Below are 24,196 nucleotides of genomic sequence, written 5' to 3'. Positions count from 1 at the left end.
GCGAACACCCGTCACCTCCTTGAAACGGGTCGGAAGGAAGAGAACCCATGAACGTGGCGGACGTTCCACTCTGGGCCGCGCTGCCCGCCGCCCTGCTGCTGATCTGCGGCGGCCTGCTGACGCTCGTCGGCGCGCTCGGACTGCTGCGCCTGCAGTCCTTTTTTGCCCGGATTCATGCGCCGACGATGGGCAGCACCCTGGGCGCGGGCTGCATCATCATTGCCTCGATGCTCGTTTCCTCGGCCCTGGCGCAGCGCCTGGTGATCCATGAACTGCTGATCACCCTGTTCATCCTGCTGACCGCGCCGGTCACCGCGATCATGCTGATGCAGGCGGCGATATTGCGCGAGCGGCAGGAACGGAAGAAGTCCTGAAATTCCGTCGAATTCCGTCGCTCAGACCGCTGAAGGCACCAGCAGCAAATCGCCGCGCGATTCATTCACCAGATGCGCCGCAACGCTGCCGAACAGCGTGGCCGCCAGTTCCGACTGGCGGTTCGAACCCAGCACCAGCAGATCCGCCTTGATCTCGGCGGCATACTGGTTCACCAGCACCGGCGCATAACCATGACGAACGCGGCCGATGAAGCGCTCGGGCTCGTCCAGCGTCAGAATGAACTCATCCATTTGCCGGCGCGCCTCGTTCTGTCCGATGCGCCGGTAATAATCGACCGCATCGTCATCGCTGCCGGCGTAATACAGTTCACGCTCGAACGGCACTTCATAGACGTGAAAGACGTACAGCTCGGCATCCCCCAGCAGACTGGCCGCCAGATTGGCCGCCGCGCGCGAGGCTGGCGAGAAATCCGTGGCGATGAGGATGCGTTCGTAAGCGAACAGCGGCGTCTGCTTGGCCAGCAGCACCGGCTGGTTTGCCAGGCGCAGCAGCTTGAGTGCGGTGGAGCCGATGAACAGATCGAGCAATAGATGCTCGCCATGCGCACCGACGACCACCAGATCGGCTGCAGCCTCCTTGGCCCAGTTGGCAACGGCCTGCGCCGGTTTGCCGGACAGGATATGCGTCTGCGGCATCACGCCGGTACGCCGGGCCAGATCCTCGACAAACTGCGCCATGCGGGCGCCGGCACTTTCGCGCAAACGGCTCTCGCTGAAACCGTCGCCGTCGATGAGATTGCGCCAGGCGCCGGTCAGCGGCGACAGGTTGATGGCATGCAGCACATCCAGACGGGCGCCGGCCGCCTTGGCCAACAGGGCAGCCCTATGAACCGCTGCCTCTGCCGAACGCGAAAAATCCGTTGCCGCCACGATGCGTTCGACTTTCATTGCCGCCCTCTCTTTTCCGTCCTGTCGCAATGCATGCGCCACATACACCGACTCCTTGCCCGACCGACCGGCAGACACGCCACGTCCTGCCGCCGCTGCCGTTCCGGCGCAAGCATACCTGCCATTGGCGGACTTGCAAAACGGCGGCAATGCGCCGACGCAAGCGAGCCATGGCACCGGCCCGCACACGGGACGAAGGCAAGGAGACGGAATCGGCGGAAAACCCGGCCGCTGCCGGATCAGGCATCAAGCATCAGGCATCGATGCGCGGAACGACTCAGGACAACACGCCGACGATGACCTCGGCGGAAATATTCTGCTGTTGCAGGCAGGAGGCCAGAAAGCCCCAGGCAATCGGCGGCAGGATGTACTGATGCGCCAGGCGACGCGCCTGGGCCGGGCTGCCCTCGCGAATCGTGGCGGCCAGTTGATTCGCCAGCTCGCGCAATTGCGGAATCAGGTTGCGACGCTCGGCAGTACGCGCGGTGGTTGCGCTCGCATTTGCTCGATGAAACGCCAGAGCCAGGTGCTGCATGACATTCTCCCTTGGTTTCCCTGCCGGCAATGGCTGTTTATACGACTGGAAAAGCGGAAACTTTAACGGGAGGAAGAGGCTAAAGCCGGTGAAGTAAATCACATCGTGGCGTATTTCACAGGCGTGCATCGTACGTGTATCCAGCCCGGAACATGCCCTAAACTGCCCTTTGCAGAGTCAATCGATTGGAGACTGCCATGTCCGAGCAAGCGACCGCCCTGCGCGGCCATTTTTCGGCGGTACTGTGCGAACTCTCGCCGGCCTACTTCGGCCTGGTGATGGCCACCGGCATCGTCTCGCTGGCCGCCCAGCTACTGGCTTTCGACACCCTGGCCCGGCTGCTGTTCGGACTCAACCTGCTGGCCTACGGCACGCTCTGGCTGATGACCGGCTGGCGCGCCCTGCGCTATCCGCAACGCTTCTTCGGCGACATGATCGATCATCTGCGCGGCCCGGGGTTTTTCACCAGCGTGGCCGCCACCAGCATCCTCGGCTGCCAGTTCATCCTGCTGCTGGGGGATTACCGCAGCGCCGGCTGGCTGTGGGGGCTGGCGATCCTGCTCTGGCTGGGGCTGACCTACACGATTTTTGCCGGCTTCACCATCAAGCAGAACAAGCCCGACCTGGCCCACGGCATCAGCGGCGCCTGGCTGCTGGCAGTGGTGGCAACGCAGTCGATCGCCGTGCTGGGCGCGCTGATCGCCAGCCACGCCGACCAGCCCTGGCGCCTGGAAATCAACTTCCTCGCCCTGTCGATGTGGCTGTGGGGCGGCATGCTCTACATCTGGATGATGTCGCTGATCTTCTACCGCTATACGTTCTTTGCCTTCTCGCCGGGCGACCTGGCGCCACCCTACTGGATCAACATGGGCGCCATGGCGATTTCCACCCTGGCCGGCTCGCTGCTGATCATCAACGCACCGGATGCGCCCTTCCTGACTTCGCTGCTGCCCTTCATCAAGGGCTTCACCGTGTTCTACTGGGCGACCGGCAGCTGGTGGATCCCGATGCTGCTGATCCTGGGTTGCTGGCGCTACATCGCGCGGCGCTTTCCGCTCACTTACGACCCGCTCTACTGGGGCGCCGTCTTCCCACTGGGCATGTATGCGGTCAGTACCGAACAAATGATTCGCGCCATGGATTTCCCATTTCTCGAACCCCTGCCCGGCATCTTCTTCTATATCGCCCTGGCCGCCTGGAGCCTGGCATTCATGGGTCTGCTGCGGCGGATCATGGACGTAACGGGCTTGCGCTGCAGCGCCGGAACATGAAACGGTGAACTGCAAAACCCGCTCAGGGACGGCGCCCCCGAGCGCTGCGCCTCACTTGCTCGCGGCGATATGGTTGGCCGCGCGGAAGCCGAAGGTCATCGCCGGACCGAGCGTGCCGCCGGCGCCCGGATAGGCCTTGCCCATCACCGAAGCCGAGTTGTTGCCGATGCAGTACAAGCCTTCGATCGGCCGATCCGATTCATCCAGCACGCGCGCGTCCTTGTCGGTGAGCAGGCCGCCCTTGGTGCCGATGTCGCCGGCATCGACGCGCATGGCGTAGTAGGGCGGCTTGCCGATCGGCGCCAGGCAGGGGTTGGGCTTGACGTTGTAGTCGCCGTAATAGCGATCGAAGACGTTGCCGCCCTTGTCGAACTCCCTGTCCTTGCCGTCCTGCGCATACTGGTTGTTGAGTTCGACGCTTTGCTTCAGGCCGGCGGCATCGACGCCGATCTGTTTGGCCAGACCTTCCAGCGTGTCGTCCCTCCAGTACACCTTGCCCAGCCAGGCTTTGCGATCCGGCTGGATCTGGCCGGGCATCAGCGGCCCCATTGGGTAGTTGTAGCGGAATTTGCCATCGAAGATCAGCCAGGCTGGCACGGCCGAACCGCTCCTGGCGTGGTTTTCATACATTGCCGCGCCGAATTCGAGATAGGGCGAAGCCTCATTGATGAAACGCTGGCCCTTGCCATTCACCACGATGCAGCCGGGCAGGTTGCGCTCGGCGAACAGGCCGGTCTGGGCGGCTTCGCCGGGCACGTGGATCGACGGCACCCACCAGGCCCAGTCCATCAGCTCGGCCCTGGCGCCGATGTCCATCGCGGCGCGAATGGTGTCGCCAGTGTTGTGCGGCGGCGTCGCGCTCCAGGCGGCATTGGTCGGCTTGGGCAGGTACTGCTCGCGCATCTGCTGATTGCGCTCGAAGCCGCCGGCGCCGAGCACCACGCCGCGCCGGGCGGTGAGCTGGAGCGTCTGGCCGTTGCGCTTGACGACGATGCCGGTGACGCGTTTGTTTTCGGCGCCCTCGGTGATCAGCGATTCGAAAGGCGTGTTCAGCCACAACGGCACCTTGCGCTCCAGCAGGGCATGGCGCAGGCCGGCGGCCATGGCATTGCCCAGGCCGCGCTTGCGGTCGTGCCTGCTCTTCAGACGCCAGGGCAGATCGAGGTAATAGCGGCCCAGGCTCTTGATGACCTGCAACATCCAGCCGGGTTCTTTTGCCAGCATCACGTGGGCTTCGGTGGCGGTCATGCTGGCCTTGCCCATCAGCAGGGTGCCGGTGTACGCCATGCGCAGGTTGGCGAACTCATCGCCGAGCAGGGCCGCATCGAACAGCATGGGTTCCATGGTGCGCCCGCCCGGTTTGGCGCCCGGCAGATGCTGGTAATAATCCGGGTAGCGATGGCAGGGGAAGTACTGCAGCGTCATGTTGGCGTTGATGTACTCGACCATCTGCGGCGCGCTTTCCAGGTAGGCCAGCAGCCGGTCCTCGGCCACCAGCCCCTGGGTCGCGGCCTTGAGGTAGGTCAGCGCTTCATCGAAGCTGTCCTTGATCTGCATCTGGCTGTTGTTGGGAATCCACACCGCGCCGCCGGAAACCGCCGAGGTACCGCCGTACTTGTCGCTTTTTTCCACCACCAGCACCGACAGGCCGAGATCGTGGGCGCGCGCTGCGGCAAGCATGGCGCCGGCGCCGGAGCCGACGACGATGACGTCATATGTGTTGGTTTCGATGCTCATGTCACTCCTCGTTGTTCTTGGTGATAGCCGGTAAAGTAGTCGGCATGCGCCAAAGCGGCATGGCCACGCTCGGTAAACCGGCGAATCGTTGCACCAAGCCGCAGCAGGCTCATCGTCTGAACGGACTAACGGCCGCGTGGCATAATGCCCGGCCCAGTCTATCCGCACGCCTGACGCGGCATTCCGCCGCCCGCCCATGACCGCTCCCGTCGTCATTCCTCCTTCGCCCCTCGGCAATCGCGCGCTTTATCTGCGCCTGCTCGGCTATGTCCGCCCCTATCGCCGCGCCTTCGGTCTGGCGCTGCTCGGCATGGCCCTCACCGCCCTCACCGAGCCGCTGTTCCCGGCGCTGATGAAACCCCTGCTCGACAAAGGTTTCATGCCCGATGCGAAAAGCGATCTGTATCTGATTCCGCTGGCGCTGATCGGTATTTTCATCGTGCGCGGCATCCTCACCTATTCCTCGTCCTATGCCATGGCCTGGGTGACCAACCGCCTGATCATGGATCTGCGCCGGCAGATGTTCGCGCGGCTGCTGAGTCTGCCGACGCGCTATTACGATGATCAATCCTCCGGCGTGCTGATTTCGCGCGTCACCTATGGCGTCACCGATTTCACCAGCGCCGCCACCACCGTGCTGACCTCCATGGTGCGCGATACGCTGACCGTCGCCGGCCTGCTCGGCTACATGCTCTACTACAACTGGCAACTGACCCTGATCGCGCTTTCCGTCGGCCCGTTGATCGTCGCCGTGGTGCGCCGTTTCGGCAAGCGCCTGCGCAAGGCGACGCGGCGCGGCTACAACGCCATGGCGCAGATTTCGCATATCCTGGAAGAAACCCTCGGCGCCCATAAGGTGGTCAAGGTCTTCGGCGGACAGCGTTATGAAGCCGCCCGCTTCGAGGAAGTCAGCAACGAATTCCGCGTTGCCGCGATGCGCGAAGCCATGGCCGCCTCGGCCACTTCGCCGCTGACCCAGGTGGCCTCGGCCACGGCGCTGGCGGTGATCATCTATGTCGCCCTGCTGCATTCCATGGAAAACAACATCACCGTCGGCGGCTTCGTCGCCTTCATGACCGCCATGCTGATGCTGCTGGCGCCGGTCAAGCGCCTGACCGAAATGAACGCGCCGCTGCAGCGCGGCCTGACCTCGGCGGAAAACGTCTTTGCCCTGCTCGATCAGCTTCCCGAAGCCGATGAGGGCCCCCGCCAGTTGCCGGCCGGCCGCAGCCATGCGCTGCGCTTCGAGCGGGTCGGCTTCAGCTACGAAGGCGCACCGCGCGCCGCACTGCAAGACATCGACCTCGACATCCCCGCCGGCCAGACCGTGGCCCTGGTCGGCCCTTCGGGCAGCGGCAAGACCACGCTGGCCGCGCTCCTGCCGCGCTTCTACAACGTCACCGACGGACGCATCCTGATCGACGGCCTCGACGTGCAGGAAATGACCCTGACCAGCCTGCGCGCAGCCATCTCCCTGGTCAGCCAGGAGGTGGTGCTGTTCAACGACACGGTGGCGGCCAACATCGCCTATGGCGATGCGGCAACCGCCTCCGAAGAGGAAATCATCGCCGCCGCGCGGGCGGCGAACGCCTGGGAATTCATCAGCCAGATGCCGCAGGGTTTGCAGACGATCGTCGGCGAAAACGGCGTCAAGCTCTCCGGCGGCCAGCGCCAGCGCATCGCCATCGCCCGCGCTTTTCTCAAGAACGCGCCCATCCTGATCCTCGACGAAGCCACCTCGGCGCTGGACAGCGAATCCGAACGCCAGATCCAGGCCGCGCTGGAAAACCTCATCCAGGGCCGCACTACCCTGGTCATCGCCCACCGCCTATCCACCATCGAACATGCCGACCGCATCGTGGTGATGGATCGCGGACGCATCGTCGAACAGGGGCGCCACGGCGAGCTGCTGGCGCGAGGCGGACTCTACAGTCATCTGCACAGTTTGCAGTTCGAGAGGGCTGCTGAGGGTGGTGATTGCGTCGAGGGGTGAGTCTGGCGGTGGACTGGATGGTTTTCTTCGGCGGTGTGATGATGCCGGGATTTCGTCTTGGTGGGTGATTTGGGGTTGGCGGGTTGTTTTCTGACGGCGCGTTGAAGCCGGGACTCGCCCCGGCGGGCGAGTTACTTTTTGCCGCGCGGCAAAAAGTAACCAAAGAACGCGCCCCACCTCTACGGGTGGCTCCGCCCTTCGGGCTCCTGCCGCTTTGCCGGCCCGGCGAAGCCGGGCTGCCCTCACTGCGCAGTCCTCGGCCGGCCTGCTTTGCAAACTCGCTGCGCTCGAACAGCAAAGCAGGACATCCCCGTCCGAGGCCAGCTCCGTTCGGCGGCGCAGAGGGGAATTGAAAAGCGTCGTAACTCAACGGACAGAGCGTGGTGCGTAGCGCCGGGGAAGCTGATGCAGGGTTGCACGCTTGATACATATTCGTCGTCCCCGCGAAAGCGGGGACCCAGGAACGTACTGGATTCCCGCTTTCGCGGGAATGACGATGATGCGCGCTTCGTCGGGCACCCACCGAGACGAAATCCCGGCATCGGCGCTCCACCAAGACAACTCTGATCCTCAGGCTTTCTTCTTGGCAGCCACTCTGGTGGTCTTGGCTACCTTGGCAGTCTTAGCCGTCTTGGCCTTGGCCGGCGGTGCCGCACCATCTGCACCATCCACTGCTGCCGCAGCAGCAGTCTTGGCGGTTGCTGCCTTCGGTGCCCGCGCCTCGAACTCGAAGCCGACCTTGCCATCCTTGCCGCGCACCAGATAGGCCGAAAACTTGCGGCGGGTACGGGACGAAACGAAGTCCTTGAGCAGATCGGTCCTGCCGGTTTCCAGCAGCTTCCGCATCTGTTCGCGCTCGATGGGTTGCTGCAGGATGATCTTGCCCGAGCGGAAATCGCAGCTTTTCATCGCACCGACGGATTTTTCGCAGACATAGGCCATCGGCCCCTCGAACACCCGGCCGGCGCATTTGGGGCAAGCGCCCAGTGGCTCCTGCCCGCTGAAATCGGGTTCCTCGCCTTCGGCGTCGCTGTTGCCGAAATCGAATTCAGGCTGATGCTCGTCGTTCAGCTTGATGACAGCGGCGAACGGCCGGCCCATCTTGCTGCGGAAGCCCTGCAGCGGACCGATGGTGCGTTTGGTCAGCAGTTCTTCGACTTCCTCGGGTTCGTACTGGCGGCTGGCGACGACCTTCCACAGCGCAAAGTCGCAGGACTTGCACTGGAACTTCTTGTAGTTTTCCTGGATCACGCCGCCGCATTTCGGGCAGGGCGCTTTCAGCGTGCTGAAGGCTTCGTCGGGGAATTCGCCGTTCTTGATGCGGTCGACCATTTCCTGCGTCTGGTCCATGATGTGCTTCATGAACTCGCCGCGCGCAAGCTGACCGCCTTCCATCTGCTTGAGCTTGTATTCCCAATGGCCGGTGAGCTCCGGCGAACGCAGTTCGTCGACACCCAGCCTGGACAGCACGAAGAGCAGCGAAAAAGCCTTGGCGGTCGGCTGCAGTTCGCGGCCGTTGCGGTGGATGTATTCTTCCTGGATCAGACCTTCGATGGTCGCCGCGCGCGTCGCCGGCGTGCCGAGGCCACGCGCCGACATGGCTTCGCGCAGTTCCTCGTCGTCGACCAGCTTGCCCGCGCCTTCCATGGCGGAGAGCAGCGTGGCTTCGGAGAAACGCGGCGGCGGCTTGGTGGCCAGCGCCTTGACTTCGACGTCGTTGCTCCAGACGCGCTCGCCCTTCTGCACCGGCACCAGTTGCTGGCCGCCGCTTTTTTCACCCTTCTCGCCCTTTTCGCCTTTCTCGTCGGCATCGACCTGGGCTTCCTTGCCATAGACGGCGAGCCAGCCGGGTATGACCAGCACTTTGCCTTCGCTCTTGAACGGTTCGCCCTCGACGCGGGTGATGCGCGTGGTGACGTTGTATTCGGCGGCCGGATAGAAGATCGCCAGGAAGCGCTTGACGACCAGATCGTAGAGCTTCTGTTCGGGCTCGGACAGGTGCTTGGGCGCCTGCGCCGTCGGCACGATGGCGAAGTGGTCGCTGATCTTGGCGTTGTTGAAGATGCGCTTGTTCGGATGCACCCAGCCGTTGCGGAGAATCTGCCCGGCAAACGTCGCGTAATTGCGCTCGCCGAAGACCGCCAGCGTCTCCTTGACGTTGGCGATGTAGTCCTCGGGCAGGCAGCGCGAATCGGTACGCGGGTAGGTCAGCACCTTGTGCTTTTCGTAAAGCGCCTGCGCCAGGCCCAGGGTGGCCTTGGCGGAAAAGCCGAAACGGCCGTTGGCCTCGCGCTGCAGCGAGGTCAGGTCGAAGAGCTGGGGTGCGAGCTGCGTCGCCGGCTTGCTTTCTTCCTCGACCGTGCCGTGCTTGCCGAGGCACTTCTGGCGGATCGCTTCGGCGCGCGCCTTGTCCCACAGGCGCTCGGCGCGGGCGTGCTCGTCGTCGCTTTTCTTGAATTTCTCGTCGAACCAGCGGCCGCGATAGGCGCCGGCGACGGCGCCGAATTCGCCCTCGACTTCCCAGTAGTCGCGCGGCTGGAAGTTGCGGATCTTTTCCTCGCGCTCGACGAGGATGGCCAGCGTCGGCGTCTGCACGCGGCCGACCGGCGTCTTGTGGAAGCCGCCTTCCTTCGAGTTGAAGGCCGTCATGGCGCGCGTGCCGTTGATGCCGATCAGCCAGTCGGCCTCGGAACGGCAGCGCGCGGCGTCGGCCAGCGGCAGCATTTCCTGGTCGCTGCGCAGGTGGGCGAAGCCGTCGCGGATCGCGCCCTGGGTCATCGACTGCAGCCACAGGCGACGCACCGGCTTGTCGGTTTTGGCATGCTGCGCGACGTAGCGGAAGATCAGTTCGCCCTCGCGGCCCGCGTCGCAGGCGTTGACCAGGCCGGTCACGTCCTTGCGCTTGATCAGGCGGGTGAGCAGCTTGAGGCGATCGGCCGTCTTCTCGATCGGATTCAGCGTGAAGTGCGGCGGAATCACCGGCAGATGGGCGAACGACCATTTGCCGCGCTTGACTTCGTATTCCTCCGGCACCGTCAGTTCGAGCAGATGGCCGATGGCCGAGGAAAGCACGTACTGCTCGCTTTCGAAGTACTCGCCTTGCTTGGTGAAACCACCCAGCGCCCGGGCGATGTCCTGGGCGACGGAGGGTTTTTCGGCGATGATCAACTGTTTGCTCATGGGCGGTGTGGTAATTCGGGCCGGTAGAAGCGCGGCATCATAAGCGCACCCGACAGCCACTGGCAAGCCGCAGCGTCAGGCAACGCCGCGTCAGTGCAGGACGGGCAAGCCGTCTTCGGTGGACAACAGCTCTTCGAGCAGCAGGGTGTCGAGCGATTCCATCGCTGGATGGCGGCGCCACAGCACCATCAGCACGATGATTTTCAGCTTGGCCAGCGGCACGCCGGGATCGCGCAAGACCATGGCGCGCTCGATGATCATTTCACGCAGCACGCCGTCGATCGCGCCGGCATCTTCGAGGAAACCCAGAAAACCGCGGCACTCGGCCGGCAGCCTGGCCATTTCCCGCTCGCAGTAGATGCGCATGGGCCGCACGTCCTGCGCGCCGACCAGACGATGATGACGGTAATCTTCCTCGGCCAGGTTTTCCAGGCCGGACAGCCATTCGAGGGCCGCCGAAATATCTTTCTGCTCGAAACCGACCGCAGACAGCTTGCGCATCAGCACGCCCGAAGCCGGAAAGACGCCAGGCTGGGCATACATTTCGAAGAGGTACACGAGGACGTCGAACATGTTTCTGACTTGTCGAAGGATTGATGGGTATTGCCGCGAACGCTATTTCGTCAGACGCTGGTAACGGCCGCCGGGCAGGCTGGCAATCCGGCCGTCGAGTTCGAGTCGCAGCAGCATGGCAAGAAGCGCATCGGCCGTCAAGCCGCTGCGCTCGGCCAGGACGTCCAGCGCGCAAGGATCGTATCCTAGGCAATCCAGCAGGTTTGCCGTGGCGGCGGCATCCGCGCCATCCTCCGGCAAGCTGCCCGTTTCAGGCACTGCGGCAGGGCTGACGGCGACTGGCGCCGCCTGGGTCTGCCAGGCCAGTTCCTCAAGCACATCCTGCGCCGACTCGACCAGCTTGGCGCCCTGCTTGATCAACTGGTGACAGCCCTTGGCCAGCGGCGAATGGATGGAACCGGGAATGGCGAACACCTCGCGCCCGGCCTCGGCCGCCAGCCGCGCGGTAATCAGCGAACCGCTGCGTGCCGCCGCCTCGACCACCAGACAGCCCTGGGCAAGACCGGCGATGATGCGGTTGCGACGCGGAAAGTTGCCGGACAGCGCCGGCGTATCGAGCGGAAACTCGCTGATGATGAGGCCTTCCACGGCGATCTGCCGCGCCAGTTCACGATTGCGCGCCGGATAGATGCGATCGGCGCCCGTGCCGATGACGGCGATGGTCGAGCCGGCAGCCTCTCCCTTGGCCGTCAGGGCGCCCTGATGGGCAGCGCGGTCGATGCCCAGAGCCATGCCGCTGACCACCGTCAGACCGGCGGCCGCGAAGCTGGCGGCAAAGGCGGCGGCATTCGCCTCGCCCTGCGGCGTGGCGTTGCGACTGCCGACGATGGCCAGCGCCGGGCGGTTGAGCAGCTCGCAGCGCCCCTTGGCATACAGCAGTATCGGCGGATCGGCGCTGGCGAGCAGGGCTTGCGGATATTCCGCATCGGCCAGCGTCAGGATGTGATTGCCCGGCTCGGTCGCCCAGGCCAGCGCGGTGGCGATCTGTGTCTCGATCCCGGCATCGCTGTGCAGCAGGCGCTCGGCGCGCGGCGCGCCGACGACACCCCGCAGGGCGCTCAGGCTGCTGGCAAAGACATGGGCGGGCAGACCGAAGGCGGCCAGCAGGCTGCGCTGGGTTTCACCGCCGATGCCCGGCGTCAGCGCCAGCCGCAGCCAGTCGGCCAGTTCCGCGTCGGGCGCGGTCATGCTTGCTGTTGCCCTGGCGGTCTCGGTCCTTATGGCGTGGCCGCCAGATCGCCGACGATCACCGGCCGGTTGACGTTCATCACCAGCGCGTAGGCAACGTGCTCGAAGACCCGGAAGACGAAGGCCAGGCCATAGCGCTCATCCGGCAACTGGTAGCTTTCCTGCTGATCCTGGAAGCGGTTCATGACCCGCGCACCGGTACGCGACAGCGCCAGCACATGCCCTACTTCCATGCCTTCGAGGGCCCCGCGCGACAGCGTCACGATGGAATAACTCGCGCCCTCGGCCACACCGCCATATACCGACATCACGTGGCTCCTGATTGGCACCTCCGGTGCATGCGGCACATAATTGATGAGTTCGGGCAGCGGAGCCGGCACGATCCGGTCGTCGCGCATGATTTCCTGAGCGACCCGGGTGATTTCCAGCGTGGCCGGCTCACCCTCGCGCACCAGTCGCGCGCTGCCGAGATAAAACGCCTCATAACCCAGCACCTGGCCATCTTCCGGATCGATCAGCGCCTGACCGGGACGATAGATCAGCCAGTTGGGCTGCTTGCTCTGCAATCCCGTCACATAGGCCAGATCGCCCGTGCCGACCACCACCCGGTCTTCCTGGGTGGCGACGATGCGCGGCGCGCCGTCGAGCTGGCCGGCCTCGATCACCCTGGGCTGGACCAGAAAGGGCTCGATGATCTTCTGCGGAATGCTCGGAATGGCGGCCAGGTTGTCTTCCGCATACACCTTGGGCGAGACTTTCGCCGGGCCGGAAGCCACCGGCGTGCCGATGCGCAGCCGCGGCTGGTCGCCACTGCGATCGAGATAGACGATCTGGCCCGGATAGATCCAGTGCGGATCCTTGATCTGCGCCTTGTTCAGACGCCAGATTTCCGGCCAGCGCCAGGGCTGCTTGAGGAACATGCCGGAGATGCCCCACAGCGTATCGCCCCGCACCACGACATGACGATCCGGCGCGTTCTCGGCAAGCTCCAGCACATTGCCCTGGGTGGCAGCCGCCGCTTCGGCCGATTGAGATTGAAGTTGAGATTGAGACTGCGCCAGCGCCGCCGGGCTGGCCAAACCGAGGGTCAGGCTTGAATAAGCCAGTAACAGCACAGATATAATTCTTGTTTTCGTGGTCACAGTCATTGTGGCACCCTTCGTAAGAAGCCGCGAACCAAGGTCGCGATCGAGCAATATGCCCCGCCGCACGCATATATACGCATATATATGCGTACACGCATACCGCACAATTGATGATTCATATTAAATTCTGCATCCAATAGCCTAATTCGGCAACACTCATCGGAAAATATTTCACGGACTCGCCATGGCACTTCTTCCCATACTCAGCTATCCCGATCCGCGCCTGCACATCAAGGCGCGGCAGATCGAGCGCGTTGATGACGGCATCCGTCAGTTGGCAGCCGACATGGCCGAGACCATGTATGCCGCCCCCGGCATCGGCCTGGCCGCCACCCAGGTCGACCGCCACGTGCGTCTGGTGGTGATCGACGTCAGCGAAGAAAAGAACCAATTGCTGACTCTCATCAATCCGGAAATCCTCGAACGTTCCGGCGAATGCGAAGGCGAGGAAGGCTGCCTGTCGGTGCCCGGCGTGTATGAGACGGTGGTCCGCGCGGCCGAAGTGCGCGTGCGCGCGCAGAATCTCGCCGGCGAGACCTTCGAGCTGGCGGCCGACGGCCTGCTGGCGGTGTGCATCCAGCACGAACTGGATCATCTGGACGGCAAGGTATTCGTCGAATATCTCTCGCGTTTGAAGCAGGAGCGCATCAAGACCCGGCTCAACAAGCAGCAGCGCGTCAAGCACCATGAGCGCGTGATCGCCTGATGAAACTGATCTACGCCGGCACGCCGGCGTTCGCCGCTGCGGCCCTGACCGCCATCCTGGCCGCCGGACATGAAGTGACGTTAGTGCTCACTCAGCCCGATCGGCCGGCAGGACGCGGCATGCAACCGACGCCCAGTGCGGTGAAAACCCTCGCGCTGGCGCATGGCCTGAGCATCTACCAGCCCGAGCGTCTGAAAGACCCCGCCAGCCATGAACCCATCCGCGCGGCGGTGGCGGCCGGCGCCGAACTGATGGTGGTCGCTGCCTACGGCCTGATCCTGCCGCCGGCCGTGCTCGATCTGCCGCCGCGCGGCTGCCTGAACATCCATGCCTCGCTGCTGCCGCGCTGGCGCGGCGCAGCCCCCATCCAGCGCGCCATCGAAGCCGGCGATGCGCAAACCGGCATCACCCTGATGCAGATGGATGCCGGGCTGGATACCGGCGCCATGCTGCTGCGCGAATCCCTGCCCATCGCGGCCGACGACACGGCGGCGAGCCTGCATGACAAGCTCGCCGCGCAAGGCGCCCGGCTCATCACCCAGGCCCTGGCCGACCTCGACGCGCTGGCGCCCACGCCCCAACCCGAAGCAGGCGTGACTTACGCCGCCAAGATCCTGAAAAGCGAAGCCGCGCTCGACTGGCGGCAAGCGGCGGAAACCCTCGCGCGTCAGATCCGGGCCTTCGATCCTTTTCCGGGAGCCACTGCCCGGATCGATGACAGCACCCTGAAAATCTGGCGCGCCGAAGCGCTGGCCGCCGATACGGTTGCGGCTGCGGCTGCAACTGAACAGCCACCGCCCGGCAGCATCCTTTCCGCGGACGCCGCCGGCGTGGTCGTGGCCTGCGGGAGCGGCAATCTGCGTCTGGAAGAACTGCAAAAATCCGGCGGCAAACGCCTGCCCGCGCGCGAATTCCTCGCCGGCTTTGCGCTGCCTCCCGGCGCCCGCTTCCACGCCGACACTGACTGACGGCTTGAATTTTCTCCGGCTGACGCCATCTAACCGCCGTCCCTCCTTCCTCACTGCACTGCACTGAAAAATGTTCAGCAACTGGCTCAAGACCACCATCCTGATGGCCGCCATCGTCGCCCTCTTCGGCATGATCGGCGCGGCCATCGGTGGGCAATCCGGCATGCTGCTGGCGCTGCTCGTCGGCGGCGGCATGAACGTCTTCGCCTATTGGTTCTCCGACAAGATGGTGCTGAAGATGTACAAGGCCCGGGAAGTCGACGCCGGCACTTCGCCCTATCTCTACGGCATCGTCAGGGACATCGCCCAGCGCGCCGGCATGCCGATGCCGCGCGTCTACATCATCGACGAAGCCCAGCCCAACGCCTTTGCCACCGGGCGCAATCCGCGACATGCGGCCGTGGCCGCCACCCGCGGCATCCTGCAGATGCTCACCGAGCGCGAGCTGCGCGGCGTGATGGCGCATGAAATGGCCCATGTCCAGCATCGCGACATCCTGATTTCCACCATCGCCGCGACCATGGCCGGCGCCATTTCAGCGCTTGCCAACTTCGCCCTGCTCTTCGGCGGCCGCGGCTCGGGAGGCCGCTCGCACCCCATCGTCGGCCTCCTCGTCGCCCTGCTCGCGCCCATGGCTGCGGCCCTCATCCAGATGGCGATCTCGCGCGCCCGCGAGTTCGAAGCCGATCGCGGCGGCGCCGAATTCTGCGGCGACCCCGATGCGCTGGCCGATGCGCTGGTGAAAATCGACGCCCATGCGCGCGGCGTGCCGATGATGAGCGCCGAAGCCCATCCGGAAACCGCCCAGATGATGATCATGAATCCGCTCTCCGGACGCGGCATGGCCGGGCTGTTCGCAACCCACCCGGCCACCGAGGAGCGCGTGGCGCGACTGCGGGCGATGCGCCCGGGGCGTTGATCGATCCACCCGGTACCCGGCACGCTCCGGAACGCGTTCTCACTCATTCAGCAACGGCAACTCGGCCTGCGGCCTGTCGGTGGACTGGAGGCTGCCCATGCGCACCCCCAGCAACCGCAGCCGGCGCTCCAGCGGTACGCGCTTGAGGCACAGGCCGGCGGCCTGGCGAATGGCGGCGGCATCGGCGGTGGCGACAGGCAGACTGAGATCGCGCGTCACCGTGCGGAAGTCGTCGAAACGCAGTTTGATGCCCACGGTGCGGCCAAGCACCCGATGACGCGCCAGATCGGCGGCGAGCTGGCGGCAAAGCGCGGTGAAGATGGCGCCCAGCTCGCCGCGATCCTCACGCGCATGCAGATCGCGCTCGAAAGTCGTTTCGCGGCTGAACGACTTGGGTTCGCCCTCGGTCTGCACTGGCCGCGCGTCGATACCGTTGGCAACCTCGTGCAGCCAGCGCCCCTGGCTGCGGCCAAACTGTGCCACCAACCCGGCCGGATCAGCCGCCGCCAGTTGCCCGATGCGCTGTATGCCCAGCCCGGCCAGACGCGCCGCCGCTTTCGGCCCGATGCCGTTGATGCGCCCGACCGGCAATGGCCAGATGCGTGTCGGCAGCTCGCTCATTTCGAGCAAGGTAATGCCGTCGGGCTTGTCCAGCTCGGAACAGAGCTTGGCCAGCAACTTGTTGGGCGCGATGCCGATCGAACAGCTCAGGCCGGTAGCCTCGCGCACCGCCGCCTTGATGCGCCGCGCCAACGATCCGGCGGATTCGCTCGCGCTCAATGCCGTCAGATCGATATAGATCTCGTCGATGCCGCGATCCTCGATCAAGGGCGCGATCTGCCGCACCGCCGCCTTGAACAGCCGCGAGTAGTGACGATAGGCGCTGAAATCCGCCGGCAACAGGATGGCCTCGGGCGCCAGGCGCGCCGCCTTCATGGTGCCCATGCCGGAATGCAGACCCAGCGCGCGGGCTTCATAGCTGGCCGTGGTCAGCACGCCGCGGCCGACGTAATCGCGCAGCCGCGCATATTGCCAATGCCCATCGGGCAGCTGCTGCGGTCGATGCTCGCCGCGCCCGCCCACCGCCACCGGCAGACCGCGCAATTGCGGGTAACGCAGCAGCTCGACGGAAGCGTAATAGGCATCCATGTCGAGATGGGCGATGCAGCGCGTGCTCATGCCATCCGGCGCTCAGCAATCGGCACTCAACACTCGGCGCATCGGCGCTGCCAGGCCGCATGCCCCAGCACCGCGGCGAGTATCAGCGCCACGCCCAGATAGAACGGCCAGTGCAATTCAGCCGTTTCATCGAGCAACAGCGCCGCCAGCGCAATGGCATAGACCGGCTCGAGATTCACCGCCAACTGCACGCTGAACGCACTCAGCCGCCGCAGCACGATGACGATCAGGGCAAAGGGCAGCAGGGTACAGGCCAGCGCCAGCAACAGCAGCCAACCCAGATCACCCGGACCCGGCCAGCGGAACGCCGACTCAGCGCCGAACAGCGGCCAGAGCGGAATCAGCAACGCCAGCAGCAGCGTGCCGCTGGCCATCTGGATCATGGTCAGCGGCAGGGCCGGCATGCGCTCGGCCAGTCCTTTGTTGAGGCTGCTGAACAGCGCGGCCAGCAATGCCGCCAGCGTGCCGAGCAGGAAGCCGGCGAGCATCCCCTGCGGAATGCCGCCCACTACCAGCGCCACGCCAGGCAGCGCCAGCACGCCGATCAACAGGTTGCGGCGGTTAAACGCCCGCTTCAGCAGCAGCGGCTCGAACAAGGCCAGAAACACCGGCGCCAGGGCCAGGCAGGTCGCCGCCACCGATGCATTCGCCACCTTCACCGCGCCGTAGAAGAACAGCCAATGCACGGTGATGACCAGGCCATTGCCGGCCGCCAACCACAGATCGCGCCGCGGGACGCCGGCCAGACGGCGCCACAGCGGCCGCCACGACACCAGACAAAGGCTGACGATCAGCACGCGCCAGAACACCAGCGGTATCGCCGCCAGCGTGATCAGCTTGCCGAGTATGGCCGTGCAACCCCACAGCAGGACGCACAGATGCAGTTGCAGGTAAGGATTGTGCCGCATCAATGAATACGCAGACATCGTGCTGCCACGGCCCGGCCGCGAGCAGTGCAATCAGGAAAGAGGAAAGCGGCAGAGACTCAGGCCGGCGGCTTGCCGCGCCCGGCGAGGTGCGCCGTGTCGCGGATGCGTTCGTACTCGGGCAGGATGCGCTCAAACTGCTGCGGCGTGCTGGCATGGATGATCATGCCATCGGCGCCGGCCTTGAACTGATCCAGCCAGCGCTGCGCGCAGGTGGCGGCATCGCCCACGGCAGCGGGAAACCACTCCGGCGGAATCAGTTTTTCGATTTCGCGCAGCTCGTCCAGCGTGGCCGTGCTGTCGATACCGCCGCGCATGCCGGCCACCACCGGGGCGGCGCGGAAGTCGTCGAGCACGGCCGCATCCCAGCCATTGATGGCGATCAGCAGTTCGGCCAGATCGGGGGCTTGCAGATAGGTCGCCATGCGCCCGACGATGGAACGCAAACGGCGTTCCTCATCCGGATCGCAGACGGTCGCCACCATCGCCCAGACTTTCACCTTGGACGGATCGCGCCCGGCCAGTTCCGCGCCACGGCGGACATGTTCCACCGAGCGGCTCACCGCCGCATCGGAGAAATAGGTCGGCAGGATCACGCCATCGAAGCAACGCCCGGCCAGTTCCAGACTTTTCGGCCCGTAGGCGCCGAGCAGCAGCGGAATCCTCCCGGCTTCATCCAGCCAGTCGGCCTGATGCAGGTAAGGATAGCTGCCCAATGCGCCTTCATGACCGAACACCCGCTCGCCCGCCCAAAGCCGGCGCATCAGGCCGGCGAAATCCTCCAGCATGGCATTCGTCGCCACCGGCACGCCCCAACTGGCCATGCTCACGCCGATGCCGCGCCCGACGCCCAGCGCGAAGCGCCCGCCCGACAGGCGGCTGGCGGTGCTGGCCAGGCTGGCGGTGATGATGGGATGACGGGTGTTGATATTGGTCACCCCGGCGCAGATCCGGATGCGCTGCGTGACGGCGGCCGCCGCGCCGACCAGCACGCCCATTTCCTTGACATCGACGCGCTCGGAAATCCACGCCGTGCCCAGGCCCAGCGCCTCGGCGGCACGCACCTGATCAAGCAGATCGGCCGGCGTGCGGGTGTGGCCGGGCAGCAGGTAGCAGCCCAGTTCGGGATAGCGGGAAGTGCTCACGTCAATCACATCGCTCACATCGATCTCCTTGCGCGGTCTCTGAAGCGCCGGATTATGGCCGAAAGCCGGCGCCGAGGCAGAAGCCGAAACCGGACCGATAGCCGGTATCAGCCGCGCCGTAACAGGCCGCGCTCCAGGCACGCCCGCTGCGCGGCCGTCAGCGCGGCGGCCTTGCCATCCATCACCTGCACCGTCACCGCCGTCGCCAGGCAAACGCACTGCTCATTCTGGAACAGCGCCATGGCCACCTCGAAGGAGGAATTGCCGATGCGGGCAACGCCGGCCCGCGCTTCCAGCGGCTGCGGATAATGCGCCTCGCGCAGGTAATCGTAGGTGGTTCGCACCGGCAGCAGGCGGTACTCACGCTTGCGGAACAGAAAATCCTCGCCGAACAGCGTCATGAGAAAGCGCGTGCGCGCCTCCTCGTGATACTCGGCCAGCGAGAGATTGTTGATGTGCCGGAGGATGTCCATGTCGGCATAGCGCGGCACGATATCCATGGCAAAGGGATAGGACTGTGCCGACAACAGGGCGGGGGCGTGTCTTGCGCCGCTCATGCGGCCACCTCCGACATGCCGGCAGCGGAACCCTCACCAGATCGGGCAGTTTCCTGCTTGTTCACTTTGACGCTTCCTATAGAATCGCCGGCTTTTCAAGAATTTTTGCAAAGGGGAGCAGAAAAATGAGCGTTTTTTCCGGCGAAGGCGGCGAAGGAAAACTGCGCCTGATTATGGCAGCGATTGCCGGTTCCATGGTCATCGCCACGGCAGGATGTTCCACGGCCGTCGGCACCGACCTGCCCGAGCGCACCGAGGTACTGAAAAGCCTGCGTGACCAGGGCTTTCTGTTCAATCGCCACGTCATCTCCACGGTGAAGTCCGCCGACAACCCGGCGCAGATCCTGGTCACCGGCCAACTGGCGCGCACCGAACCGGATGAAAGCCACGTCAAGGATGGCCTCAAGGTCAGCCAGGTGCAGCACGTGGTGGTCGAGCAGCGGGACGGCGCCTGGCAGGTGGTCTCGGCGCCGCCCCTGGTACGCGACCAGCTCACTTCGCGCCAGCGCTGGTAAGCAGCGGCCCGGCTTTCACTTTTCCCGTTTCCTGCAATCCGACGATAGATTAGATCATCATGACTTCCAAACTTTCCGCACTGCAACCGACTTACGGTTACTCGCTTGAGCAAGCCGAACGCGGCAAGCGCGTCTTCTGGCTGGCCCTGCTCGGCGCACTGGGCATCCCCCTGGTCCTGTTCAGCCTGCGCCTGCTGCATGGTCCCGAACAGATGCAGATCTGGTGGGAATCGGCCAAGGAGGCGCCGGTGGCCCAGCCCCAGGTACTGACCAATCTGTGGATGACCTTCTTCGGCATCAGCATCGTCATCTGGCATTCCAGCGTCGTCAAGGGCTGGGCGCGGACGATCGCCTGCATCGGCGTCGGCTTCACCATCGCCTGGTTTTTTGAATGGCTGGGCACCAACTTCTCCGGTGGCGGCATTTTCGGCCCCTATCACTACAGCGACACCGTGCTGCTCGGCCACTTCCTCGGCGTGCCCTGGGTAGTGGCGCTGGGCTGGGAATCCTTCGCCTATCCGGCCTTCTACATGGTGCTCTACCTGCTGCCCAGCGAACAGATGGGTCGCGAGCCTTCGCAGCTCAAGCGCTTCATCAACATCACCCTGATCTCGGCGTTGGGCGGTTTATTCTGCGTGGTGCTGGACTTCATCGTCGATCCGATCTCGGTCGAAGCCGGCAACTTCACCTGGCATGTGAATGGCGGCGTCTATCCCTGGCTGGCCGGCAGCGGCGAGCCGATCACCAACTTCCTCGGCTGGTGGATTTGCGGCTTCACCATGATGATCGCCTGGACCTATATCCTCCAGACCACGCCGTCCAAGCGCCACGTGCGCTCGAGGTATCTCGACATCTACATCCCGCTGGCGCTGTACGCGACCTGGTTCACCAACTACATGTCGCAGGAAATCCTCATGCAACAGCGCGACGACGTGATCGTCTTCGGCCTGTTCGGCCCCGGCGGCGTGGTGCTGCTGGTGCTGATCAAGATCTTCCTCGAAAAACAGGGCTACCAGCCGCATCCGCTGGGGCATGAAATGTCCCGCCAGGCCCTGGAAAAGCAGGCGGCCTGAGCTGACCGCGCCGTACCGCGATCAGGCGCATGCGATGCCCAGGGGGCGTCCATGCGCCTGATGTGCTTTTGCAGGATGACGCCGCGCCCGCCACGATTGCCGTGGCAATGCTGGCCAGACAGGATGCGCACGCCACCAATCCCGCTGATCCACCCGCCAATGCGTTACCATGACAACCCCGCGTAACCGAAAGGACCCAGGGCACCCTCACCCCGTGCCCACCCTATGAGTAGTCTGCTGTTCATCATCGTTGCTCTGTTACTCGTTCTGCTCAATGGTTTTTTCGTTGCCGCCGAATTTGGCCTGGTCAAGCTGCGGCAAACGCGCGTCAAGGCGATTGCCAAGGCTCACGGCTGGCGCGGCCGCATTCTGGCCAGGGTGCATCAGGATCTGGATGCCTACCTTTCGGCCTGCCAGCTCGGCATCACGCTGGCTTCGCTGGGCCTGGGCTGGGTGGGCGAACCGGCATTTGCCGATCTGCTCACGCCCCTGCTGGCAGCCGTCGGCATCAGCAATCCGCAATTGATTCATGCCATCGCCTTTGCCGTGGCCTTCTTCATCATCTCCTATCTGCACATCGTGGTCGGCGAGCTGGCGCCGAAGTCGATGGCCATCCGCCGGCCGGAAGTCATCGGGCTATGGACCGCCCCGCCCCTGTACGCCTTCTACTGGATGATGTATCCGGCCATCTGGGCGCTCAACCACAGTGCCAACTGGATACTGCGCCTGACGCGTCTGGATGGCGCGCAGGGCCACGACAGCCACTATTCGGCGGATGAGCTGAAGCTCATCCTGCGCTCCTCCCGCGCCAGCCAGGATTTCACGGCGGACGAATGGCGGGTGCTGGCCCAGTCGCTCGATTTCCGCGGCCTGAACGTCGCCGATCTGATGCGCCCCTTTCAGGAGGCGGTCACGCTGCGCGAGGACGACACGCTGGCAGACAGCCTGGAAAAAATCGCCCGGCATCGTTACAGCCGCTATCCCTATCTGGATGCGGCAGACCGCATCAAGGGCGTGCTGCACATGAAGGATGTTTTCTTCGCCCTGCAAAAGAACCCTGCGCTGACATCGCTGGACAAACTGGTGCGCCCGGTGCAGGTGGTTTCACCGCAGTTGCCAGCAACCGAATTGTTCCGGCGTTTTCAGCGCGGCGCGCCGCATTTTGCGGTGGTGGCCCACAGGGATGTCCGGCCGCTCGGCTTCATCACCCTGGACAATCTGCTCGGCGCCCTGGTCGGCGAGATCCGCGACGAGTTCCGCCAGACGCACAACGAATGGTTCCGCCTCGATGACGGCACGCTGATCGGCAAGGGCAGTCTGCCGATCTTCTCGCTGGAGCGCACGCTGGGCATCGACATCGACGAATCCGGCGTCGACAGCATCGGCGGTCTGATCATGCAGAAACTCGAGAACCTGCCGGAAGAAGGTCAGCGTATCGAGTTTCCGCAGTTCTCGGCGGTGGTCAAAAAGATGTCGGGACCGAAGATCGTCCTCGTGCGCATCATTCCGCAGACGCAGCTACATGATGGACACGACGGACACGATGGGCACAATGGACGTGGCGATGGGGCGAAGGGAGCAAATTCAGTAGATGCCGCCCCGTAGGCGCGGCATCCTCGCCGCAGTCTTCGTCTTCAGCCGCGTCCGAACAGGCGCTTGAAGAAGTTGACGATGCTCATCCACAGCGCCTTGAAGACGATGGCGCCCATGTTGATGGAATCTTCCTGCGGCGGTGCGGCGGCGGGCGCGGTCTGAGCAGTAGCTTCGCCCGCCGCGGAAGAGGCCGCAGCCGAAACCGACGCCGGCGCAACTCCGTCAGCCGGGGCCTCCACCTCCAGCATCTTGCGCACGTTGGCGATGTATTTCTTGACGATCTGCCCGGCCACGCCTTCGATCATGCCGCGCCCGACCTGGATCAGTTTGCCGGTGAGATCGACGCTGGACTCGAACTGCACGTCCGTGCCGCCTTCGATGCTCACCAGTTGGCAGGCGATGGTGGCGGTGGCCGTGCCGCCGCCGCGCTCGTTGCCTTCGGCCAGCAGCTTGAGGCGCCGCGCCGCTTCATCGACTTCGGCATAGGTGATGGTGCCCTCGTACTGCGCGGTCACCGCGCCAACCTTGAGCTTGACGGTGCCGATGAATTTCTCGGGACTGACGATTTCCTTCAGCCCGGCGCCGGGCATGCAGGCGACGACCATTTCCGGTTTCATCATGAAATCCCATACCTTCCCGATCGGTGCGGCAACCTGGAAGGATTCCTTCATTTCTATGGCCATGCCAGTTCCTCGTCATTCATTTTTGAAATAGGTCAGCCCATGCAGGCAGCGGGCATGTCGGCGGCAACCGCCGCCCTTTACCAGCCCTTTACCACCTACGCCACCCACACCGCCCATCGTCCGTTCAGACGACGTGTACCGCAAGCGAATCCCTTAGATTATCGCAAATATCCTTGCATTATGAGGCGCGACATGTCTTTTGATTTCTCGAATCGGGTGGTTCTGGTCACCGGCGGCGGCAAGGGCATCGGCCGCGGCATCACCGCCGCCTTTCTCCGGGCCGGCGCGAAAGTCGTCATCTGCGGCCGCACGCCGCCGGAAACGCCGGTCGGCGCGGCGGGCGCCACGGCCGAATTCGTTGCGCTCGACGTGCGCGACAACGATGCGGTGAAGGCTTTTTTCGATGACATCGCGGCCAGGTACGGCCGCCTCGACGTGTTGATCAACAACGCCGGCGGCAGCCCGAATGCCGACGCCGCCACCGCTTCGCCGCGCTTCCACGAAAGCATCATCCGCCTCAACCTGCTGGCGCCGCTCTACATGGCCCAACTGGCCAACGCCATCATGCAAAAGCAAGCCGAAGGCGGGGTGATCGAATTCATCGGCAGCGTCTCGGGGCTGCGCCCTTCGCCCGGCACCGCCGCCTACGGCGCGGCCAAGGCCGGCGTGCTGAATCTGGTCAGCAGCCTGGCCGTCGAATGGGCGCCGAAAGTGCGCGTGGTCACCGTCAGCCCCGGCCTGATCCGCACCGAGAAATCCGGCATGCACTATGGCGACGAGGCCGGCCTGGCTTCGGTTGCCGCGACCATCCCGCTCGGCCGCATGGGCGAAGGCGAGGATATCGCCAACGCCTGCATGTTCATGGCCTCGCCCTATGCGGCCTATGTCAGCGGCACCAATCTGCTGATTCACGGCGGTGGCGAAAAACCGGCTTTTCTCGATGCGGCGAGCGTCAATAAGGATTGATTGCGGCGCTAGTGTCGTGCTGCATTCCTGACGGAACAGCCAACTATTTGACTTCGTCATT

At 64.4% G+C, this 24,196-nt stretch carries 22 protein-coding genes; 10 read left to right on the top strand and 12 right to left on the bottom strand.

All coding sequences use genetic code 11. The features are described from left to right. Positions 1-47 precede the first annotated feature (47 nt). Positions 48-374: a monovalent cation/H(+) antiporter subunit G gene (gene mnhG, locus SDENCHOL_RS02430; protein WP_154715891.1), complete on the top strand. Its 327-nt coding sequence runs from the start codon at positions 48-50 to the stop codon at positions 372-374. A gap of 21 nt (positions 375-395) precedes the next feature. On the opposite strand, the gene SDENCHOL_RS02425 is transcribed toward mnhG, so the two are convergent. After that, positions 396-1,283 carry a universal stress protein gene (locus tag SDENCHOL_RS02425; RefSeq protein ID WP_154715890.1) on the bottom strand — a complete coding sequence of 296 codons (888 nt, stop codon included), beginning with the start codon at positions 1,281-1,283 and terminating at the stop codon, positions 396-398. A 277-nt stretch (positions 1,284-1,560) separates the two neighbouring features. After that, on the bottom strand, positions 1,561-1,818 hold the full coding sequence (locus tag SDENCHOL_RS02420; RefSeq protein ID WP_154715889.1) for a hypothetical protein: 258 nt from the start codon (positions 1,816-1,818) through the stop codon (positions 1,561-1,563). Positions 1,819-2,015: 197 nt separating this feature from the next. On the opposite strand from SDENCHOL_RS02420, the gene SDENCHOL_RS02415 reads away from it, so the two are divergent. Continuing rightward, the gene (locus SDENCHOL_RS02415) at positions 2,016-3,089 is read left to right on the top strand and encodes a tellurite resistance/C4-dicarboxylate transporter family protein (RefSeq protein ID WP_154715888.1); all 1,074 of its coding nucleotides are present in this window, start codon (positions 2,016-2,018) and stop codon (positions 3,087-3,089) included. 51 nt (positions 3,090-3,140) lie between these two features. Here SDENCHOL_RS02415 and SDENCHOL_RS02410 read toward each other — a convergent pair whose 3' ends face one another. After that, positions 3,141-4,826, bottom strand: a complete 1,686-nt coding sequence (locus SDENCHOL_RS02410) for an FAD-binding protein (protein ID WP_154715887.1) — start codon at positions 4,824-4,826, stop codon at positions 3,141-3,143. A gap of 196 nt (positions 4,827-5,022) precedes the next feature. Here SDENCHOL_RS02410 and msbA point away from each other — a divergent pair, with 196 nt between their 5' ends. Further along, on the top strand, positions 5,023-6,819 hold the full coding sequence (gene msbA / locus SDENCHOL_RS02405) for a lipid A export permease/ATP-binding protein MsbA (protein WP_172954975.1): 1,797 nt from the start codon (positions 5,023-5,025) through the stop codon (positions 6,817-6,819). A gap of 570 nt (positions 6,820-7,389) precedes the next feature. Here the strand turns inward: msbA and SDENCHOL_RS02400 are convergent. The 4 genes from SDENCHOL_RS02400 to SDENCHOL_RS02385 all read right to left on the bottom strand — a co-directional run bounded on the left by SDENCHOL_RS02400 (position 7,390) and on the right by SDENCHOL_RS02385 (position 12,875). Beyond that, positions 7,390-9,999: a DNA topoisomerase III gene (locus tag SDENCHOL_RS02400; protein ID WP_154715886.1), complete on the bottom strand. Its 2,610-nt coding sequence runs from the start codon at positions 9,997-9,999 to the stop codon at positions 7,390-7,392. 90 nt (positions 10,000-10,089) lie between these two features. Beyond that, positions 10,090-10,572, bottom strand: a complete 483-nt coding sequence (locus SDENCHOL_RS02395; protein WP_154715885.1) for a DUF494 family protein — start codon at positions 10,570-10,572, stop codon at positions 10,090-10,092. Positions 10,573-10,614: 42 nt separating this feature from the next. After that, positions 10,615-11,760 (bottom strand): DNA-processing protein DprA, encoded by a 1,146-nt coding sequence (gene dprA / locus SDENCHOL_RS02390; protein WP_154715884.1) that lies wholly within the window; start codon positions 11,758-11,760, stop codon positions 10,615-10,617. Positions 11,761-11,789: 29 nt separating this feature from the next. Beyond that, positions 11,790-12,875, bottom strand: coding sequence for a LysM peptidoglycan-binding domain-containing protein (locus SDENCHOL_RS02385; protein ID WP_197706818.1), 1,086 nt, complete (start codon positions 12,873-12,875; stop codon positions 11,790-11,792). 214 nt (positions 12,876-13,089) lie between these two features. Between SDENCHOL_RS02385 and def the strand changes: the two genes are divergently transcribed. From def to htpX, 3 genes are all read left to right on the top strand, one after another. Continuing rightward, positions 13,090-13,611, top strand: a complete 522-nt coding sequence (gene def, locus SDENCHOL_RS02380) for a peptide deformylase (RefSeq protein ID WP_154715882.1) — start codon at positions 13,090-13,092, stop codon at positions 13,609-13,611. Then, positions 13,611-14,579, top strand: coding sequence for a methionyl-tRNA formyltransferase (gene fmt / locus SDENCHOL_RS02375; protein WP_154715881.1), 969 nt, complete (start codon positions 13,611-13,613; stop codon positions 14,577-14,579). The genes def and fmt overlap by 1 nt, the downstream gene beginning before the upstream one ends. 70 nt (positions 14,580-14,649) lie before the next feature. Beyond that, positions 14,650-15,498 carry a zinc metalloprotease HtpX gene (gene htpX / locus SDENCHOL_RS02370; protein WP_154715880.1) on the top strand — a complete coding sequence of 283 codons (849 nt, stop codon included), beginning with the start codon at positions 14,650-14,652 and terminating at the stop codon, positions 15,496-15,498. A gap of 39 nt (positions 15,499-15,537) precedes the next feature. Here the strand turns inward: htpX and SDENCHOL_RS02365 are convergent, their stop codons facing one another. The 4 genes from SDENCHOL_RS02365 to SDENCHOL_RS02350 form a co-directional block, all read right to left on the bottom strand. Further along, the gene (locus SDENCHOL_RS02365; protein WP_154715879.1) at positions 15,538-16,677 is read right to left on the bottom strand and encodes a Y-family DNA polymerase; all 1,140 of its coding nucleotides are present in this window, start codon (positions 16,675-16,677) and stop codon (positions 15,538-15,540) included. 26 nt (positions 16,678-16,703) lie between these two features. Beyond that, positions 16,704-17,603: a DMT family transporter gene (locus tag SDENCHOL_RS02360; protein ID WP_154715878.1), complete on the bottom strand. Its 900-nt coding sequence runs from the start codon at positions 17,601-17,603 to the stop codon at positions 16,704-16,706. 59 nt (positions 17,604-17,662) lie between these two features. Then, the gene (locus tag SDENCHOL_RS02355) at positions 17,663-18,766 is read right to left on the bottom strand and encodes a TIGR03857 family LLM class F420-dependent oxidoreductase (protein ID WP_154715877.1); all 1,104 of its coding nucleotides are present in this window, start codon (positions 18,764-18,766) and stop codon (positions 17,663-17,665) included. An 89-nt stretch (positions 18,767-18,855) separates the two neighbouring features. After that, the gene (locus SDENCHOL_RS02350) at positions 18,856-19,305 is read right to left on the bottom strand and encodes an acyl-CoA thioesterase (protein ID WP_154715876.1); all 450 of its coding nucleotides are present in this window, start codon (positions 19,303-19,305) and stop codon (positions 18,856-18,858) included. 125 nt (positions 19,306-19,430) lie between these two features. Here SDENCHOL_RS02350 and SDENCHOL_RS02345 point away from each other — a divergent pair, with 125 nt between their 5' ends. The 3 genes from SDENCHOL_RS02345 (at position 19,431) to SDENCHOL_RS02335 (ending at position 22,498) form a co-directional block, all read left to right on the top strand. Then, positions 19,431-19,820 (top strand): hypothetical protein, encoded by a 390-nt coding sequence (locus tag SDENCHOL_RS02345; RefSeq protein WP_154715875.1) that lies wholly within the window; start codon positions 19,431-19,433, stop codon positions 19,818-19,820. A 59-nt stretch (positions 19,821-19,879) separates the two neighbouring features. Further along, positions 19,880-20,893: a carotenoid biosynthesis protein gene (locus SDENCHOL_RS02340; protein WP_154715874.1), complete on the top strand. Its 1,014-nt coding sequence runs from the start codon at positions 19,880-19,882 to the stop codon at positions 20,891-20,893. Positions 20,894-21,118: 225 nt separating this feature from the next. Then, positions 21,119-22,498, top strand: coding sequence for a hemolysin family protein (locus SDENCHOL_RS02335; RefSeq protein ID WP_154715873.1), 1,380 nt, complete (start codon positions 21,119-21,121; stop codon positions 22,496-22,498). 29 nt (positions 22,499-22,527) lie between these two features. Here SDENCHOL_RS02335 and SDENCHOL_RS02330 read toward each other — a convergent pair whose 3' ends face one another. After that, complete coding sequence (locus SDENCHOL_RS02330) at positions 22,528-23,169, bottom strand: SRPBCC family protein (RefSeq protein ID WP_154715872.1); 642 nt, start codon at positions 23,167-23,169, stop codon at positions 22,528-22,530. Between the two features lie 192 nt (positions 23,170-23,361). On the opposite strand from SDENCHOL_RS02330, the gene SDENCHOL_RS02325 reads away from it, so the two are divergent. Further along, on the top strand, positions 23,362-24,135 hold the full coding sequence (locus SDENCHOL_RS02325) for an SDR family oxidoreductase (RefSeq protein WP_197706817.1): 774 nt from the start codon (positions 23,362-23,364) through the stop codon (positions 24,133-24,135). Positions 24,136-24,196 lie beyond the last annotated feature (61 nt).

Source organism: Sterolibacterium denitrificans, from assembly GCF_900174485.1.
GTDB lineage: Bacteria > Pseudomonadota > Gammaproteobacteria > Burkholderiales > Rhodocyclaceae > Sterolibacterium > Sterolibacterium denitrificans.
This window is presented reverse-complemented; position numbering and strand designations above follow the sequence as displayed.